Source organism: Cupriavidus sp. H19C3, assembly GCF_049393815.1.
Lineage (GTDB): Bacteria > Pseudomonadota > Gammaproteobacteria > Burkholderiales > Burkholderiaceae > Cupriavidus.
In genome coordinates, this window is record NZ_CP184986.1 from 1,089,697 (window position 1) to 1,106,518 (window position 16,822).

15 protein-coding genes and 2 pseudogenes are annotated in these 16,822 nt (G+C 62.2%); 7 read left to right on the forward strand and 10 right to left on the reverse strand.

The window, feature by feature from the left end; all coding sequences use genetic code 11:
• Positions 1 to 42: 42 nt before the first annotated feature.
• The 4 genes and pseudogenes from DFLDMN_RS24465 to DFLDMN_RS24480 all read right to left on the reverse strand — a co-directional run.
• Positions 43 to 1,734: a phage integrase family protein gene (locus DFLDMN_RS24465; protein WP_354681679.1), complete on the reverse strand. Its 1,692-nt coding sequence runs from the start codon at positions 1,732 to 1,734 to the stop codon at positions 43 to 45.
• Positions 1,735 to 1,916: 182 nt separating this feature from the next.
• Complete coding sequence (locus tag DFLDMN_RS24470) at positions 1,917 to 3,116, reverse strand: MFS transporter (RefSeq protein ID WP_205182402.1); 1,200 nt, start codon at positions 3,114 to 3,116, stop codon at positions 1,917 to 1,919.
• Between the two features lie 21 nt (positions 3,117 to 3,137).
• Positions 3,138 to 3,281: pseudogene (locus DFLDMN_RS24475) on the reverse strand (arsenical resistance protein ArsH); the annotation flags it as partial.
• A 174-nt stretch (positions 3,282 to 3,455) separates the two neighbouring features.
• A pseudogene (locus tag DFLDMN_RS24480) lies at positions 3,456 to 3,542 on the reverse strand (DNA-binding response regulator); the annotation flags it as partial.
• Between the two features lie 151 nt (positions 3,543 to 3,693).
• Here DFLDMN_RS24480 and DFLDMN_RS24485 point away from each other — a divergent pair.
• Both DFLDMN_RS24485 and copK read left to right on the forward strand, forming a co-directional pair.
• Positions 3,694 to 4,035 (forward strand): copper resistance protein B, encoded by a 342-nt coding sequence (locus DFLDMN_RS24485; protein WP_374105059.1) that lies wholly within the window; start codon positions 3,694 to 3,696, stop codon positions 4,033 to 4,035.
• A gap of 274 nt (positions 4,036 to 4,309) precedes the next feature.
• Complete coding sequence (gene copK, locus DFLDMN_RS24490) at positions 4,310 to 4,594, forward strand: periplasmic Cu(I)/Cu(II)-binding protein CopK (protein ID WP_205182404.1); 285 nt, start codon at positions 4,310 to 4,312, stop codon at positions 4,592 to 4,594.
• A gap of 147 nt (positions 4,595 to 4,741) precedes the next feature.
• Here copK and DFLDMN_RS24495 read toward each other — a convergent pair whose 3' ends face one another.
• From DFLDMN_RS24495 to DFLDMN_RS24505, 3 genes are all read right to left on the reverse strand, one after another.
• Positions 4,742 to 5,842, reverse strand: coding sequence for an IS5-like element ISRme1 family transposase (locus DFLDMN_RS24495; RefSeq protein ID WP_205182406.1), 1,101 nt, complete (start codon positions 5,840 to 5,842; stop codon positions 4,742 to 4,744).
• Between the two features lie 237 nt (positions 5,843 to 6,079).
• A complete protein-coding gene (locus tag DFLDMN_RS24500; protein ID WP_205182408.1) occupies positions 6,080 to 7,462 on the reverse strand; it encodes a heavy metal sensor histidine kinase in 1,383 nt (460 codons plus the stop codon).
• Positions 7,459 to 8,145 (reverse strand): heavy metal response regulator transcription factor, encoded by a 687-nt coding sequence (locus tag DFLDMN_RS24505; protein ID WP_423200389.1) that lies wholly within the window; start codon positions 8,143 to 8,145, stop codon positions 7,459 to 7,461. Before DFLDMN_RS24505 ends, DFLDMN_RS24500 begins: the two co-directional genes overlap by 4 nt.
• 198 nt (positions 8,146 to 8,343) lie before the next feature.
• On the opposite strand from DFLDMN_RS24505, the gene DFLDMN_RS24510 reads away from it, so the two are divergent.
• From DFLDMN_RS24510 to DFLDMN_RS24530, 5 genes are all read left to right on the forward strand, one after another.
• Entirely contained in the window at positions 8,344 to 10,227 is a 1,884-nt protein-coding gene (locus DFLDMN_RS24510; RefSeq protein WP_205182419.1) for a copper resistance system multicopper oxidase, read from the forward strand.
• A 24-nt stretch (positions 10,228 to 10,251) separates the two neighbouring features.
• On the forward strand, positions 10,252 to 11,421 hold the full coding sequence (locus DFLDMN_RS24515) for a copper resistance protein B (protein WP_205182421.1): 1,170 nt from the start codon (positions 10,252 to 10,254) through the stop codon (positions 11,419 to 11,421).
• Between the two features lie 35 nt (positions 11,422 to 11,456).
• Positions 11,457 to 11,843 (forward strand): copper homeostasis periplasmic binding protein CopC, encoded by a 387-nt coding sequence (copC, locus tag DFLDMN_RS24520; RefSeq protein ID WP_205182432.1) that lies wholly within the window; start codon positions 11,457 to 11,459, stop codon positions 11,841 to 11,843.
• A gap of 7 nt (positions 11,844 to 11,850) precedes the next feature.
• Positions 11,851 to 12,768, forward strand: a complete 918-nt coding sequence (copD, locus tag DFLDMN_RS24525; protein WP_205182434.1) for a copper homeostasis membrane protein CopD — start codon at positions 11,851 to 11,853, stop codon at positions 12,766 to 12,768.
• A gap of 68 nt (positions 12,769 to 12,836) precedes the next feature.
• Complete coding sequence (locus DFLDMN_RS24530; RefSeq protein WP_205182436.1) at positions 12,837 to 13,313, forward strand: cupredoxin domain-containing protein; 477 nt, start codon at positions 12,837 to 12,839, stop codon at positions 13,311 to 13,313.
• Between the two features lie 33 nt (positions 13,314 to 13,346).
• On the opposite strand, the gene DFLDMN_RS24535 is transcribed toward DFLDMN_RS24530, so the two are convergent.
• The 3 genes from DFLDMN_RS24535 to DFLDMN_RS24545 are packed head-to-tail and all read right to left on the reverse strand — an operon-like array spanning position 13,347 to position 16,821.
• Complete coding sequence (locus DFLDMN_RS24535) at positions 13,347 to 13,874, reverse strand: c-type cytochrome (protein ID WP_205182438.1); 528 nt, start codon at positions 13,872 to 13,874, stop codon at positions 13,347 to 13,349.
• 36 nt (positions 13,875 to 13,910) lie between these two features.
• Entirely contained in the window at positions 13,911 to 14,327 is a 417-nt protein-coding gene (locus DFLDMN_RS24540) for a DUF411 domain-containing protein (protein ID WP_205182440.1), read from the reverse strand.
• A gap of 55 nt (positions 14,328 to 14,382) precedes the next feature.
• Positions 14,383 to 16,821, reverse strand: a complete 2,439-nt coding sequence (locus DFLDMN_RS24545; protein ID WP_275892072.1) for a heavy metal translocating P-type ATPase — start codon at positions 16,819 to 16,821, stop codon at positions 14,383 to 14,385.
• Position 16,822: the final 1 nt, after the last annotated feature.

Sequence of the window (16,822 nt, forward strand, 5' to 3'; positions counted from 1 at the left end):
GGGAATTCCTCTGGCTGCCCATTTGGCTCGCACGGCAAGTCGCTAGGAAGCGGAGAACGCCACCCCGATTTGGCGTGCCCGTTTCATCTCGTCAGCGTGCAGGTAGATCGAGGTGGTCGAAATCGACGCGTGCCGCAGATTGTCCCGGACCGTCGTCAGTTCCGCGCCGCGTGCCAGCGCATGGGACGCATGCGTGTGCCGCATCCAGTGCGGGCTGGCCTGCCGCAGCTTCTCGGCGGCAACCGGGTGGTCGGCCTGGATCAACTTCGCCGCTTGCACGAAGAACCGTCGCAACACGGCCCACAGTCGCGTGCCCGTGATGCCGCCGGCCGGGTCCTGGCCAAGGCCGCCGATCAACGGGGTATTCGGGTCCCAGCGTGCCCGCGTGACTGGCAGGCCGCGCTCGACCAAATACCGGTCGAGTGTCACGCGCGCCAACGGCGGCAGCGCTACCTTGCCCGCCTTGGCCCCCTTGCCGACCAGGCTGAGCCAGTGGTCGCCATGGGCATCGATTTCGATGCCACGAAGGGTTGCGCTGACGAGTTCGCTGGCGCGCAGGCCGGTCGCATAGGCGAAATCCAGGATAAAGCGCAGGCGCTGGGCCGCGGAGGCATCCCAGCCATAGGACCACTCCAGTCCGTTAGCGAGCGTGCGCACCAACATCCATTCCCCCTCGGTGAACACGTGCGACGTATCCAGCGGCACGGCACGCGTGCCGCCGCGCACCTTGATGCCCGCGAACGGATTCGCCAGCACATAGCGTTGTTGGATCAGCCAACGGAACATGGCCCCGAGCACCGACAAGGCATAGGCCGTTGAACGCGGAGATAGGGCCTGCGCAAACGGGCGCCATTCGCTCGAGGTGCGTGGTCGAGGTGGTCCCACCCAACGCTTGTGTGGCGTCGGCCGACGCAGGAAAGTGCGATAGGCAATCGCGTCCTCAGTGGTGAGCGACGACAGCGGGCGTTCGCGCTCGACGATCGCCCACAGGATCAGGCGCTCGGCTTCCTTGCGATAGGCCCGCTGGGTGGCCGGCGATTCGTGCAGCGCCAACCAGGCCTGGACGGCCTGGTAGTCGTTCGACGCGCCAAGGGTGCAGGTTTGCCACGGGGCGCGGAAAGTCCCCGACGAGCCATCGACCTCGTGGGGCAGGCGCAGGTGCTCCCATGGCACGATCACCCCGCGGTCCGCCACGGTGATCAGCGCCCGGGCGCGCTCGGTGAGTTGCGGGTGCTCGGCGAAGAAGGCCTCGATACGTCGGGCGCTCGCCGGACCTAGGCCGGGCACCGCCGTCCACCAGCGACGCCGGCGCGGAATGCGCACCGTCAGGTCCGCCAGCGTCTCGATGCCGTGCGCGCGCAGCGCCTGCACGGCACGAGATGGCAGCCACTGGCCGATGTCGTCGCCGACCTGCGGCTGCGGCGGGGGCAAGCGGCGCAGCAAGTCGACCGCTTGGCTGATGGCCTTAGCCCGCCCGACCCGCTCGGCTGCGCCGTGCTCGAACAAGGCGGCTACATCCTGGCGCTGCCGGCGGCGCGCGAAATCGGCCAACTGTCGCCGGATGTGGCCGAGGATGCCGCGCGCGGACTGGCCGCTGGCCTTGCGCTCGCCCAGGTAGCGCGCCACCGCGTCGCGGGCCGACAGCCCTTCGTACCAGGCGCGTAGCGCGGCCAGCGACGCCGCATCGGGGAAGTCAGGCGGCGCCTGATGGGTCTGGGGGTTGGCCGGCAGCATTTTCATGTCTACCAGTTTAGTGCATCGATGAATCTATTGCGATAAGAAAAGTTATCTCAATAGTGTACTGGCGCGCTCTCCAGCCGATCGAACGATCGAACTAAGGTCCGTAGCCGTGAACGGACGGAAGAGCCAGCAGGAACCTGGTCAATCCCCTCCACTGCAGGAAGAGCCACGAGTCCTCAGGCAGGGTTGGCCCTTTTTTCATCGACTTGCCGAATGGCCATCAGCATCAAGATCGCGCCTACGCCGAGGCTGGACGACAGCCACAGGGCCTTGGCGCCAAACACATCCAGGCACACACCAAAGAGCCATGGCGCCAGCGCTTGCGCAACACGCGCCGGTACCATCAGCACACCCTGACGATGCCCGTATCCGCTGGGACCGAAAATGACCAGGGGCAAGGTGCCCTTGGCGATCGTCAGGATGCCGTTGCCCGCGCCATGCAGCACGCCAAACAATGCCGCTGCGGGCGCGCCGGCGATGCCAAATGCAAGCGCGCCTGCTGGATGAAGTGCCGCGGCAATGCGGGCCGAAAGCAGCGGATGGACTTTACGTAGCAAGCCGAACTCGAGTATCCGGGCGGCGACCTGGGCAGGGCCGATGAGAGCACCGATCATCACGGCCGTGGCCAGTGTGGTGCCACCGGCTTGCAGCAGCCGCGGCAAATGCGCCGCCATGGCCGTGCTGATGAACCACGTGGCGGCGAAGACGAAAGCCAGCGCGAACGATGCGAAACGCTGCGACGCCAAGTCGCTCGCAGCAGGAACATCAATTGCTTGAGGCTTATTAGTCGGCTTCAAGCTCGCGCCGCCAAATGAGCCGCCCGGCATGCTCAGGTTCAGCGCGAGTCCGAGAGTCAGATGGAGGGCTGCCCAGCTCAGGCAGGCACCGCGCCATCCAATGTGCGACTCCATAAACGTCGACAGCGGCCAGCCGACTGTGCTCGCGAAGCCGGCAATCAGCGTGATGCCGGTAATGGCATTGCGCGAGCGATTGCCATAGAGCACAACCAGCGTTGCGAAGGCGGCTTCGTACAGCCCGCTACCCATGCCGATGCCAATGATCACCCACGCGACGAACATCCCGACTACACCTTGTGCCATCCCAAGGGCAGCCAGCCCGATCGTGAAGATCAGGCTCGTGCCGACCAGCACTGGCCTGCCACCCGTGCGGTCGATCAAGCGGCCGGCCGAAGGTCCGAGAATAGCCGAGACAATGAGCGCAGCACTGAACGCGGCGAAGACCGTCGGTGTCGAAATGCTGAGGTCGCGCGCCATCGACGTGGCCAGCATTGCCGGCAGATAGTACGTCGACCCCCACGCCAGCGTCTGGGCAACGCCCAGCCGTGCAATCACGCTGCCGCTTGGCTCGATCGCCATACCCGCCCCATGTCTTGGCTCTTATTCGACTTCACCGTCGTCGGTATCGTCAACCTTGGCGTTTTGTTCATGGCCCATAGCGGCGGAAGCAAGTGTTGAAGCGACCTGCGGCTCAGCCTCTTTGCGCTCGCTGTACCGATCCGTCAGGTAGTCAGAACGATCACGCGTCGGAGTCAATTATCGGTCTGCTAGGAGCGGCTCTTCTTTCTGCCAAACCGTAGGGGCTGGGTGCCGGATATCGCGTACCTTTTCCATATCATGACGCGTGGCCTGGAAATACGGCTGCCGCTCCTCGGAAGATCTGAATACTGCCCATTCCTCTGGGCGGACACAGAAATTCACCTGGAAAGCAATCAGGGCCCGCGGTAGGACTTCTCCCCGGCGTCGGGCGAGGAGTTCAAGCAAGGCAAATTCCTTGCTGGTCATGCGATCCACTTTGTTGGCGGCCGACGTGTGCCGACGAATCGGGGGAATGGGTTACAACTTTAGTTGTGCGAACGAGCCAGTAAGCCGGCGCCCCCAAAACGGTTGCTGTCACTGTCCTCGGACTTGGGGCGCGTTTGGGGTGTAGGGCTTTGTGCCGTATTGGTTTGACGTGGAAGCGACAGCCTATGTGGGGTCTTCGGGGCGCGCTGCAGCGCGTCTGCGCGCCACCTACGATATCCGCCTTTCTCAACGTTTTCTTCTCACCCCCGAGTTGCAGACGAATGCTTATAGCAAGACCGACGAGGCGCGCAGGATTGGCAGTGGGATTACGGATACAACAATGGTCTGCGACTCAGGTATGAGATTCGGCGTGAGTTCGCCCCATACATCGGCCTCGTCTGGGGAAAGAAGCTGGACCGCTGGACTCGCCCGCGCCGCCGGCGAACGTACCGTCGATAAACAGATCGTAGCGAGCGTGCGCATCTGGTTCTGATCCTGTCTGCCAGATTACTTCTTGCTTTCCGGGGCATTACATTTCGTATCAAGGACGCAGGCAGGCTATCGCGCGAATAGAATGACAAGGGTGGATGGAGCAGCCAGGTGGGCTTCGATAGATTCGCATGGGGTCCGCGCATGGGCGGTCGGGAACAACTGATCCAACAGATATTCGACGCAACCCATTGAGCTATGGCGATTCCTCGGTTGGACAGGCGCATTGCGCTGCAGACCCACACTGCACCGTGAGCTACAACTACGGAGGCCCTACGATGAAAAGCAAGCTAGCCTTTGCCACGTTTATCGCTGCAATGTCGCTTAACGTCCTTGCAGTCGACACGAGCAATGTCGTCAAGTCTTACGAACTCAAGGACGGATCCAAGCTGCACATCTTCAAGGACGGCAAGATGGCCATGGAGAACAAATATGGAAAGGCTGTGAGCATGCATGAGGGCAAAGTCATGGAGACCAAGGACGGTAGCAAGATCCTCATGAAAGGCAATGAGGTCTTCCGCCTCGACGACGCCCTGATCAAGGGGCATCGCGAAGGCGGCTAGCAGGCTGCTGAAGTACTAGCCGCGTAAAAAGCGAAGCTTCCCTCTACAAGCCTGAGGGGCTCGCTATTTTTCACAATCCGGAAGCGCGGCGTCACTTCACCGACTTTTTCGTTGATTTGACGACCGTTTCGGGCCTCATCACCACGATTACTGCAACTGTGGGCGGATTTGTCCCAGCGAGCGCATGCGCACGAGGTTGTAGGCGGCCATACTCAGCACAAACATTTGGTCGACCTTCTTTCGACCGCGCACCATTACCTGGCGCATGCGCCCAACGGTCTTGGCCCATCCAAAGCCTTGTTCAATCAGCTTGCGCTTTTGCTGTGAGATGGCATAACCCTTGGTGCCTGCAATGGCGTCGGGAACGGCCGAGCGCCGGCCGGAGGTGTTTTGTGCGACGTGCGGCGTCACCTTCATCTCCAGGCAGGCTTGAATGAACTCGTGCGCGTCGTAGCCCTTGTCCGCACCCACGGTGACTTCCACATTCAGGTCCTCAATCACCTGCCTGGCATCGTTAAGCATGACCTTCGCGGCCTCGCGCTCGGCGTGTCCGTCCGCATTGGTCACCATGGCGCTGACCACCAGGCCGTGGCGGTTGTCGCTCAAGGTATGACCCATGTAGCGCAGTTCACTGGCGGTTTTGCCCTTGCGATACAGCCTGGCATCGGGATCGGTTTTGGACTCGTGCGTCTCGTTGCTGCGCTTTTCACCCTTGAAGTCAGCACCGTCGTTATCGTCTTTGTCGTCGCCATCCTTGCGTACAAAGCTCTTGTGGCCAGCCCACGCCTTAATCAACGTGCCGTCGACGCTGAAGTGCTCGCCCGACAGCCAGTCCTTCTTCTGCGCGATGGCCAGCACTTCGTTGAAGAAGTCGATCACGGCATCGTGCTTGATCAGCCGTTCCCGGTTCTTGCTGAAGACGCTGGGCACCCAGACCACATCATCCATCGCCAGGCCAATGAACCAGCGATACAGCAAGTTGTAGTGCGTCTGTTCCATGAGCTGGCGCTCCGACCGGACGCTGTAGAGCACCTGCAGCAGCATGGCCCGCAGCAACTTCTCCGGCGCGATGCTGGGCCGGCCACCCTTGATATCGGCCTCGTACATTTGCGCGAACAGCCGATCCATCTTCGCCAGCGCCTGGTTCGCCATGGTGCGGATCGGGCGCAAGGGGTGGGACTTCGGCACGAAATCTTCCAGCCGCCGCATGGTGAACAAACTTTCGGTGAAGGTGTCAGCGCCGCGCATGAATGTGGGGTTGTATGGAGTCCTCAGATTAACGCTTCAGCTAGTCGTCGCGCGGACATCCGCTGCCGGTATTTCAGCAGCCTGCTAGGCGTCATTCTCCGGCGGTCTTCTTACATGGCGCCGGAAGTATGATCGTTGAAGGGCTCTTTCTCGAAGGGCCCTTAGCCACGGCCGCGTGCAGTGGCTATTTTTATGACAAGCATGACTAGGATTTCTGTACGGGTGACAAAGCGCCGATCACTTTGCCAGCCGCGGAAACGTCAGGATAAAGCGGGTCTTGCCTGCTGACGACTCGGCCGATATCTTGCCGCCGTGCGCGGCCATGATCGCCTGCGTGATAGAAAGGCCCAGGCCCACGCTCTCGGACTCCGCTCGGGTCCTTGACTTGTCGGCGCGAAAGAACCGATCAAAGATGGACGGCAACAGTTCCGGGCTGATCTCCGCGCCCTCGTTCTCCACGACGATGGTTACATTGCCAGGCTGTTCCCTGGCCTCGACCAGAATCCCCTTGCCTTTAGGCGTGTAGCGCAGCGCGTTCGACAGCAGGTTACTCAGGGCCCGGCGCACCATCAGGCGGTCGCCGACAATCCTCGCTTGGCCTTGAAGGCGCAGGTGCACGCCTTTGTCTTCCGCAAGCGCGTCATAGAACTCGAACAGCGCACGCACCTCGTCAATGACATTGATGGCCTCCTCGTTCGGCAGCGTGATGCCGTGTTCCATCTTTGCGAGATAGAGCATGTCGGAGACCATGCGGCCCAGACGCTGCAGCTCTTCCGCATTGGAGGCGAGCACGTCGCGGTATTTTGCGGCGTCGCGTGGCTGGGACAGTACGACGTGCGTCTGGGTCATCAGGTTAGTGATCGGCGTACGTAGCTCATGCGCGAGATCGGACGAAAACTCAGAGAGACGACGAAAGTCATCCTGCAGGCGCTCCAGCATGGCGTTCAGGGTGGCCGCCAGGTCCGCCATTTCCACCGGCACGGCTTCCACGGGCATGCGCGCATCTAGCCTGTGCGCATTGACGCCGCTGGCGCGTGAGGCCATCATCCGTAACGGCGCGAGACCGCGCCGGGCGGCCCACCAACCGAACAGGCCGCTCGCGACCGCGGCCAGCGTGATATAGAACGCCAGGGATTTGCGGAAGGCGTGCATGAAATGGGCATGGATTTCCGTGTCCATGGCGACCACGACCGTCAACGGGCCGCTTTTCCCCTCCGCAGCACTGGCCAGTGCGCGCATTCCACGATACTCCTGGCCGTTCTGCTCCCAGACAAAAGAGTCTTCGCCCGGCCGCAGCCGGGCGACCGTCTCCAACGCCGTACCGAAATCAAAGCCAGCGGTCGCATACACACCCTGACCCTGAGCGGTTCGGACATGCGCCACGAATCCCGGATGGTGCTCCACCATTTCTCTCAAGCGGGTCGGAAGGCCTTCGACCGGTTGTTCCCCGGCTATCTTCTGGATCAGGCGAATGTTGTCGCCCAGGACCACATAGTCCTCGTTGGCAAAATGATAGTCCATCGCCAGCCAGATCAATATCCCGAGACCCAGCAACACGACCGCGGATGACAGTGAGAACAGGATCGTCAACCGCATTGTCAGCGACAGACGCTGCCTCATTCCTCGCCCTCCGGCATTTCCAGTACGTAGCCCATCCCGCGGACAGTCTGGATGAGCTTGGGCTCGAAATCGTCATCAATCTTCGCCCGCAGGCGGCGAATGGCGACATCGATGACGTTGCTGTCGCTGTCGAAATTCATGTCCCAGACCTGGGAGGCAATCAATGACCTCGGCAGGACCTCGCCGCGGCGGCGGGCCAGCAGTTCGAGCAAGGCAAATTCTTTGCTGGTCAGGGGAATCCGGCGACCGGCGCGCGAAGCCCGCCGCCGCGCCAGGTCGAGCACCAGGTCTCCGACCTGGATGCGGTCCATTGCCAGTTGTACGGTACCGCGACGCAACAAGGTTCGCACCCGGGCCAGCAACTCTGAAAATGCAAAGGGCTTGACCAGATAGTCGTCGGCGCCCAGTTCAAGGCCCTTGACCCGGTCAGCCACGCTGTCGCGAGCCGTCAGAAACAAAACAGGGACGGCGTTTTCAGCGGCACGGATGGTCTGCTGGATGCGCCAGCCGTCAACATCCGGCAGCATCACGTCGAGGATGATGAGGTCGTAGGACTCATTATTTGCCAGGTGCTGGCCGTCGATCCCGTTGGTAGCCAAATCGACGACGAAGCCCGCCTCAGTCAAGCCCTGGCGAAGATACTCGCCGGTCTTCGATTCGTCCTCTACCACCAGCAGCTTCATTGCTAGCCTCCCGATATTTGCACTGCGAGCAAGCGTGCCAACCCTGCTCTTCCTGCGGCTAGTCTAACCAGACGCCGCCTAAGTGACCGGGACATTACCAGAATGTAATGTTGGGGTAAGTTGCCGGTAGCCTCCCTCTCGTTACTCTCAACATGCCGCCTTACGACGCGGCCATTCCAGCAAAAGAGGATTAATTTCATGCGACGCGATCGACCGTCTGGCATTGTTCTGCCCAACCTTCCGCGCCGCCGTTTCGTGCAAGGCCTGGCGGCAGGCGGCGTAATGGCGGGCTTGGCCGGCCTTGACGGCAGCGCTTGGGCGCAGGCAGACGCCCCTCAGCGTGCTGGATACGGCACCGCCCCGGTCCTGCGCGGGACGGAATTTGACCTGGTAATCGCCGAATCGGCGGTCAACTTCACCGGCAAGCCTGGTGTGGCAACCACCATCAACGGCATGCTGCCCGGTCCGACGCTGCGCTGGCGCGAAGGGGACACCGTGACTATTCGGGTCACGAATCGCCTGCGCGAGCCCACTTCGATCCACTGGCACGGCATCATCCTGCCGTTCCAGATGGATGGCGTGCCGGGCATCAGCTTCGCCGGCATTGCCCCCGGCCAGACCTTCACCTATCGCTTCAAGGTCGGCCAGACCGGCAGCTATTGGTATCACTCGCACTCCGGCTTCCAGGAGATGACCGGCGTATACGGCGGCATCGTGATCGATCCTGCTTCCGGCAAGGACCCGATCCAGGCCGATCGCGACTACACGGTATTGCTGTCCGACTGGACCGATGAGGATCCGATGCGGGTCCTCTCGAAACTGAAAGTCCAGGGCGACTATTACAACTACAACCAGCCGACGGTCATCGACTTCTTCCGCGACGTCTCCAGCGAGGGGATGAAGAGCGCACTCGCCAAGCGGAAGATGTGGAACGAAATGCGCATGAATCCGACCGACCTCGCGGACCTCTCGGCTGCAACGCTGACCTATCTGACCAATGGCGTCACGCCAGCCGGCAACTGGACAGGCCTGTTCAAGCCCGGCGAGAAAGTGCGGCTGCGCTTTATCAACGGTGCCGGCAACACGTTCTACGACGTGCGCATTCCGGGCCTGAAACTGAAGGTGGTGCAGGTCGACGGACAGGATCTCGAGCCCATCACGGTAGACGAATTCCGGTTCGGCCCCGGCGAAACCTGCGACGTGGTGGTGGAGCCCCGGGACGATGCCTACACCATCTTCTCCCAAGCCATGGACAGGACGGGCTACGCCCGTGGCACGCTCGCCGTCCGCGAAGGCCTGAGCGCACCAGTTCCGGCAGTCGACAAGCCAGAATGGCTCACCATGGCGGACATGATGGGCGATATGGGCGGCATGAACCATGGGGGCATGTCCATGCAAGGCATGGATCACGGGGGCATGAACATGCAAGCGATGGACCATGGCGGGATGAACCACGGGGGCATGGCCATGTCCGGCATGAACCACGGGACGATGCCGATGGACCACAGCCAGCACGCCATGGCCGGCATGGCGGCGGACAATTCGCTCAAGGTTCCAAGCACCAAGGCGCGCCATGCGAAGACCGAGTACGGCGCCAGCACGGATATGCGCGTGGACATGGCCCGCACCAACCTGGACGATGCCGGCATCGGCCTGCGCAACAATGGCCGAAAGGTACTCACGCTGGCCGACCAGCACACCATCGGCGGCCCCCTGGATGCGCGTGGCCCGGGACGTGAGGTGGAGCTGCACCTGACCGGCAACATGGAGCGCTACACCTGGTCATTCGACGGCGTTGAGTTCGGGAAATCGACGCCTGTCTATTTCAAGCATGGCGAGCGGCTGCGCGTCATCCTCCACAACGACACGATGATGACCCACCCCATGCATATGCACGGGATGTGGAGCGAGCTGGAGGCTCCGGACGGCACGTTCCAGGCGCGCCGGCACACGATTCCGGTACAGCCGGCACAGCGCATCAGTTTCCTGGTCACCGCGGACGCCCTGGGCCGCTGGGCGTGGCATTGCCACCTGATGATGCACATGGATGCGGGGATGTTCCGCGAAGTGTTGGTGGCCTGACTTCTAACTGAATACGCATACGCCATGTACAAGCACACAAGAACAGTCGTCGCCGCCGTGCTCGCTTCCGCGGGCATGAGCGTCGCATGGGCGCAGCACTCCCACACGCCAGACGGCCAGGCCGAATCAACGTCCTCTGGTACAACGGAAAAGGCCAAGGCCGCCTCGCAACCGAAGTCCCCGAGCCAAGCCGGCAGTATGCAAGGCATGGACCACGGCTCAATGCAGGGCATGGACCACGGCTCGATGCAAGGCATGGACCACGGTTCGATGCAGGGCATGGACCACGGCTCGATGCAGGGCATGAACCACGGGTCGATGCAGACCATGGACCAGGGCGCGATACAGACCATGGACCAGGGCTCGAAGCAAACCATGGACCAGGGTGCAATGCAGGGCATGGACCATAGCTCGATGCAGGGCATGGACCATGGCGACATGAACATGCAAGGCGGGAGCGCCCCGCCGGATGCCCGCGATCCGCACGCCTATTCGGGCGGCTACCAACTTGGTGTTGGCCAATACGCCCTTGGACCGACCCGATCGCTGCATATGGCGGACGAACATCTGTTTGCTTCCGTCCTGGTGGACCGACTGGAATGGGTCAAAGGCAACGACAGCAATGCCGCCGCCTATGAGGCCCAGGCCTGGTTCGGCAGCACCTACAACAAGTTCGTGATCAAGGCTGAAGGCGAGGCAGAGAAGGGCAAGGTGCATGAGGCCCGCACGGAATTGCTGTGGGGCCATGCGATTGCCACCTATTGGGATACCCAGCTAGGTATTCGGAACGACGCCGGCTATGGGCGTCCTGCCCGCAACTGGCTGGCCTTCGGTGTGCAAGGCCTGGCGCCGTACTGGTTCGAGGTGGACGCGACCGGATACCTCGGGACCGAAGGCCGGACCGCCCTTCGCTTGTCCGCCGAATATGAACTGCTGATTACGCAGCGTCTGATCCTACAGCCCAGGATCGAGGCCAATTTCTACGGCAAGAACGACCCCGCCGTCGGTATCGGCAGCGGCCTGGCGAATGGCGCCGTAGGCCTGCGCCTGCGATATGAGATAAGTCGTCAGTTCGCACCGTATATCGGTGTCGAGCGTTACCAGACCTTTGGCAATACCGCCGACATGGTTCGTGCGTCCGGCGGCCGTAGTGGCGAAACTCGCTTTGTGGCGGGTGTTCGCATGTGGTTTTGACAGCGTATTTAACCCTTATCTATCCGGAGTTCATCATGCAAGCGCCCCGCTCCTTCCTGCAAGCCACGTTGGCAATCGCCGCCGCGTTGGCCAGTTCCGTGGCTTTCGCACACCCGAAGCTGGTTTCGTCCACGCCGGCTGACAAGGCCGAGGTTTCTGCGCCGCAAAAGATCGAACTGAAGTTCTCGGAAAACCTGATGACCAAGTTCTCCGGCGCCAACCTCGTTATGACCGGCATGCCGGGCATGGCCGACCATGTGCCGATGAAGGTCGCCGCCAACGTTTCCGGCAGCGATGATCCGAAGACCATGGTCGTCACCCCGGCTCAGCCGCTGGTGCCCGGCAACTATCGCGTGGACTGGCGCGCCGTGTCGTCCGATACCCATCCGATCAACGGGAATATCGCCTTCACGGTCAAGTAATCCGCATATGGACTGGGTAACCGTTTCGGTGCGCTTTGCACTCTATTTCGACCTGACGACGCTGTTCGGGCTCCCGCTGTTCGGACTCTACGCGCTTCGCCGCGAAGAGATGTCGTCGCGCATCGGCTCGCGCCATGTGACGGTCACTGCGGTGATCGCAGCGCTCGGCATCCTCCTGTCGCTTGCGAATATGGCAGTGATGGCCAAGGGCATGACCGGCGCATCCGAGTACTCGGAGCTGCAGAGCCACATCTTCGAAATGATTGTGATGGGCACCGATTTCGGCACCGCCTGGACGGTGCGCCTGGTTGCCCTGCTCCTCTGCTTGTTGCTTGCATTGTTTGCCGGCCGGTCGCCGCCATTCCAGTTCGGCGCTCTCGCCGCCACCGCCGGCGTTGCCCTTTCGACGCTCGCGTGGGCCGGGCATGGCGCCATGGATGACGGCGGGCGCCGGTATCTCCATCTCGTCTCCGATATCACCCATTTGATGGCCGCAGGTGCCTGGGTCGGCGCGCTTGTCGCGTTGGTGATGCTGTCAAGGCCGTCGTCGCCGGCAACGGCCGCCTTGCTCAGCCGTACGTCCAACGGATTTGCACAGGTGGGCACGATCGTGGTCGCAACATTGACGGTCACGGGCGCGATGAACTACTGGATGATTGTCGGCCCGACGCTGCCGGACGATCTCTCTCTCACATCGTATGGCGGTCTGCTGATTGTCAAGCTCACGCTGTTTGGCACCATGCTGGCACTGGCTGCAGCGAACCGCTTTAGGCTCGCCCCACAACTCGAACAGGCAGGAAAGACGGGGGATCACGATGGGGCCGTACGTATGTTGCGCCGCAGCCTGATGTTCGAGACCACCGCCGTAACGCTGATTTTGGCTCTGGTGGCATCGCTCGGCGTCCTTTCGCCGACCGGGATGTAATCGGCCAGTAACTCGCAAGGGTATCCCCTCGCAACCGGCCACCACAGCAACTTGCCAAGGAGGCCCGCATGAATCCGACCAAGCAACTATTGCTGGCTATGGCCATCGTTCCATTGGTGGCGCTCGCAGCGGGAAACATGAGGGGCCGGGACGGCCACGGTCAGACCGCCAGCCAGAACGCTGGCAAGCCTGGGGACCCGGCCAGCGTGACCCGCACCGTCAAGGTGGCCATGCATGACACGATGCGTTTCACACCGGACAAGATCTCGGTCAAGGCCGGTGATACCGTGCGCTTCGTTGTCCGGAATACCGGCAAGGTGGAACACGAGATGGTCATCGGGACCAGCAGCGAATTGAGGGAGCATGCGCACCTGATGCGCAACATGCCAATGGCCCGGCATGCCGAGGCCAACCAGGTATCGCTCGCGCCGGGTCAGCAAGGCGTGCTGATCTGGAAGTTCGATCGGCCGGGAACCGTTGATTTCGCCTGCCTAATGCCCGGGCATTACGAAGCAGGCATGGTGGGCAAGGTAACGGTGAAATAGCAGCGAAATTCTCACCGGATCCGGCACGGCGCGCTACTTGCGCGCCGCGTACTGTTCCGTGACCTCCCCCTGAGCGGCTGCGATTTTCTGTGGCCAGGTACTCTTGATATACGCCAGCACGGCGATGATGTCTTCATCGGACAGCGACGGTCCGAATGCTGGCATGTCGCTCACATAGCCAGCCGGTGCGGTAACGCCCGAGACCAGGCCGTTCCTGGTAATAGCAAACAGCACGGCGTCGGGATGATGCCATGTGTGGCCGGAAGCGTCATGCGGAGGCGCCGGCATCCGGCCGTTCGGCAGCCGCTGGCGCCAGTCGGGCTGGCCCTCCAGATTGGCGCCATGGCACGCCCCACACTGCTGCGCGTAGATCTTCCGACCCTGCGCAACCCGTACCGGATCGGCGGCATCGATGCGAAGCTGCCGCGCATCGCCCGCTTTCCCGGCATCGACGGGCGCCTCGAGATACCGCTTAGTTTGCAGGGCAACGGCGGCCGCAGCCGCCGCGCCGAGAGCAATCAGCCCGGCGGTCCGCCAGCGTGGCTTGCTCGAATCTTCCATGTTGGCACCTGACCTGGTGGTCTATCCTTGCCGACCTTAGTTCTTTGAGAACGGCTTGCCGCCAAGATCAACCGTCACAAGATTACCGTCCATCTTGCCCATGCCGGGGGAGTTTGCCGGCATGCCAGGCACTGCCACGCCTTTCACGGCGGGGCTCGCGGCCAGTTTCCTGACCGCTGCCGCGGGCACGTGCCCCTCCACGATCTGGCCGGTACCTTCCAACACCGCGGTATGGCACGAGCTCAATTGTGTCGGAACTCCCAGCTTCGCCTTGATGGCGGAGACATCGCTCGCATTGACGATCTTGGTGCGGATGCCGGCCTCGTTCAGATGCTGGACCCAGGCCTCGCAGCAGCCGCAATTTGGATCCTTGTACACCACCATAGACGGTGACGCCGCATGCGCCGTGACGCCGATCGCCAGCAATGCCGCGGTGAAAAGAAGCTTCGTCATTAAATCTGACTCCTGAGAAATGAATAGGGTCGCCACGGATCTGCCGGCACGAGCCTCAGGTAGCAGCCTTCCTGAGCCGCAACGCATTGGTAATGACCGAAGCAGAACTCAGGCTCATCGCCAGCGCCGCAATCATCGGCGACAACAACAGGCCTGTCATTGGATACAGAACGCCCGCGGCCAGCGGAACGCCCAAGGCGTTATAGATGAACGCAAAGCCGAGGTTCTGCTTCATGTTTCGAATGGTCGCTCGCGAGAGTTGCCGGGCACGGGCAATCCCGCGCAAATCCCCTTTGACCAGCGTGACCTGAGCGCTGTTCATCGCGACATCAGTGCCGGTTCCCATGGCAATGCCCACATCGGCTTTCGCCAGCGCCGGCGCATCATTGATGCCGTCGCCCGCCATGGCTACCACGGCGCCTGCCTGTTGCAGGGAACTGACAAGTTCAAGCTTGTCCGCCGGCTTCACCTCGCCGTGGAACTCGTCAACGCCGAGTTTCCCGGCCACCGCCTTGGCCGTTGCAATCCCGTCGCCGGTCGCCATCACGACACGGATACCTTCTTCCCTCAGTAGCGCCAGCGCTTCGGGCGTGGTGGCCTTGACGGGGTCCGAGACGGCGAGCAGGCCAGCAAGCTCGCCTTCGACAGCGAGATACATGACGCTGGCGCCTTGCGCACGCAGCTCGTCGGCCTGTGTCACGAGCGGATCGATGGGAACTCCTTCGGCTTCCATGAGCACAGTGTTTCCGATCGCGACCTTCCTGCCGCCCAGCTCGCCTCTTACCCCGATCCCGGAGCTCGACTCGAAGCCCTCCGGCTTTTCCAACTGCAGGCCGCGCTCACGGGCTGCTTCAACAATCGAGGCAGCCAGAGGATGTTCGCTGCCCTGATCCAAGCTGGCGGCTAACCGCAGCACGTCCTCCTCGGTATAACCATTTGTGCCGATCGCGCGCTCAAAAACCGGCCGACCCTCGGTGAGCGTCCCGGTCTTGTCGACAATCAGGGTATCGACCTTGCGCAGGTTTTCAATTGCAGCGGCATCGCGGAACAGCACGCCGTTGGAAGCGCCCTTCCCGCTTGCGACCATGATGGACATCGGCGTGGCCAGACCCAGAGCGCACGGACATGCGATGATCAGCACCGCGACGGCATTGATCAGGCCGAACACCCATCTCGGCTCGGGGCCGAAGAGTCCCCACGCGACAAAGGTCAGCACTGCAATGCCGATGACACCGAGGACGAAGACGCCGGCAACCTTGTCCGCCATCCGCTGCATCGGCGCCTTCGATCGCTGCGCTTGCGCCACCATCTGGACAATCTGGGACAGGACGGTCTGGGAGCCGACCTTTTCTGATTGGATGACGAGGCTGCCCGACGTGTTCATCGTGGCACCAATGACGCGGTCGCCGGCACGCTTGGTGGTCGGAATGGGCTCGCCGGTTATCATCGATTCGTCGACCGCGCTGGTGCCTTCCGTTACCACACCATCGACCGGCACCTTCTCGCCGGGCCGCACGCGCAGCAGGTCACCTACGTGGACATGGGTGAGCGGTACGTCTTCCTCGACACCGTCAGGACCGATACGCCTCGCCGTCTTGGGCGCCAGTCCCAGCAGCGACTTGATGGCGGCGGAAGTCTGGGAGCGGGCCTTGAGCTCAAGCAACTGACCCAGCAGAGTGAGGGAGATGATCACCGCCGCGGCCTCGAAGTACACACCGATGCGGCCATGCTCGGCGAACGCCTGCGGAAATACGCCTGGCATGACGGTCGCAATGACGCTGTAGACATAGGCCGCGCCAGTGCCGATTCCGATCAGCGTCCACATGTTCGGGCTGCGGTTGATGATCGACTGGAAACATCGCACGAAGAACGGCCAGCCCGCCCACAGTACGACAGGCGTCGCCAGTGCAAGCTCGACCCAGCTCTGGGTCGGCACCTGCATCCACCCAAGGCGATGCCCGAACATGGCCAGCACGAACACCACGCCAGTGAGCGGTAGCGTCCACCAGAAGCGGTGGCGGAAATCCACCAGCTCGGGATTCTCGCCTTCATCCAGCTCCGGCAACAACGGTTCCAGCGCCATGCCGCACTTCGGGCAGTTGCCCGGGTGATCCTGGCGGATCTCCGGGTGCATGGGACAGGTATAGATCGTGCCCTCGGCGGCAGGCTCCGCCGAGGGCGGCTCAGACGGGATCGTGTATTTGCCCGGATCGGCCTGGAATTTCTGCTGGCAGGACGCGCTGCAAAAATAATAGCGAGCCCCGGCATGCTCGGCCTGGAATCTGGAATCGGCCGAGACGGTCATCCCGCAGACCGGATCCTTGAGGGCCTCCCCCGCCCCGGTGCCAGTGGCAGCCTGCTCATGAACATGGTCATGGTGATGCGCATGCTCGTGATGATGGCCATGATCGGACTGGTCCTGAGCCGGGGTATGTGCACCGGCGCCGTGGCGGCCAGGCTCCGTTGCATCGCGTTCGTTGCTTGTCCTGTTCATC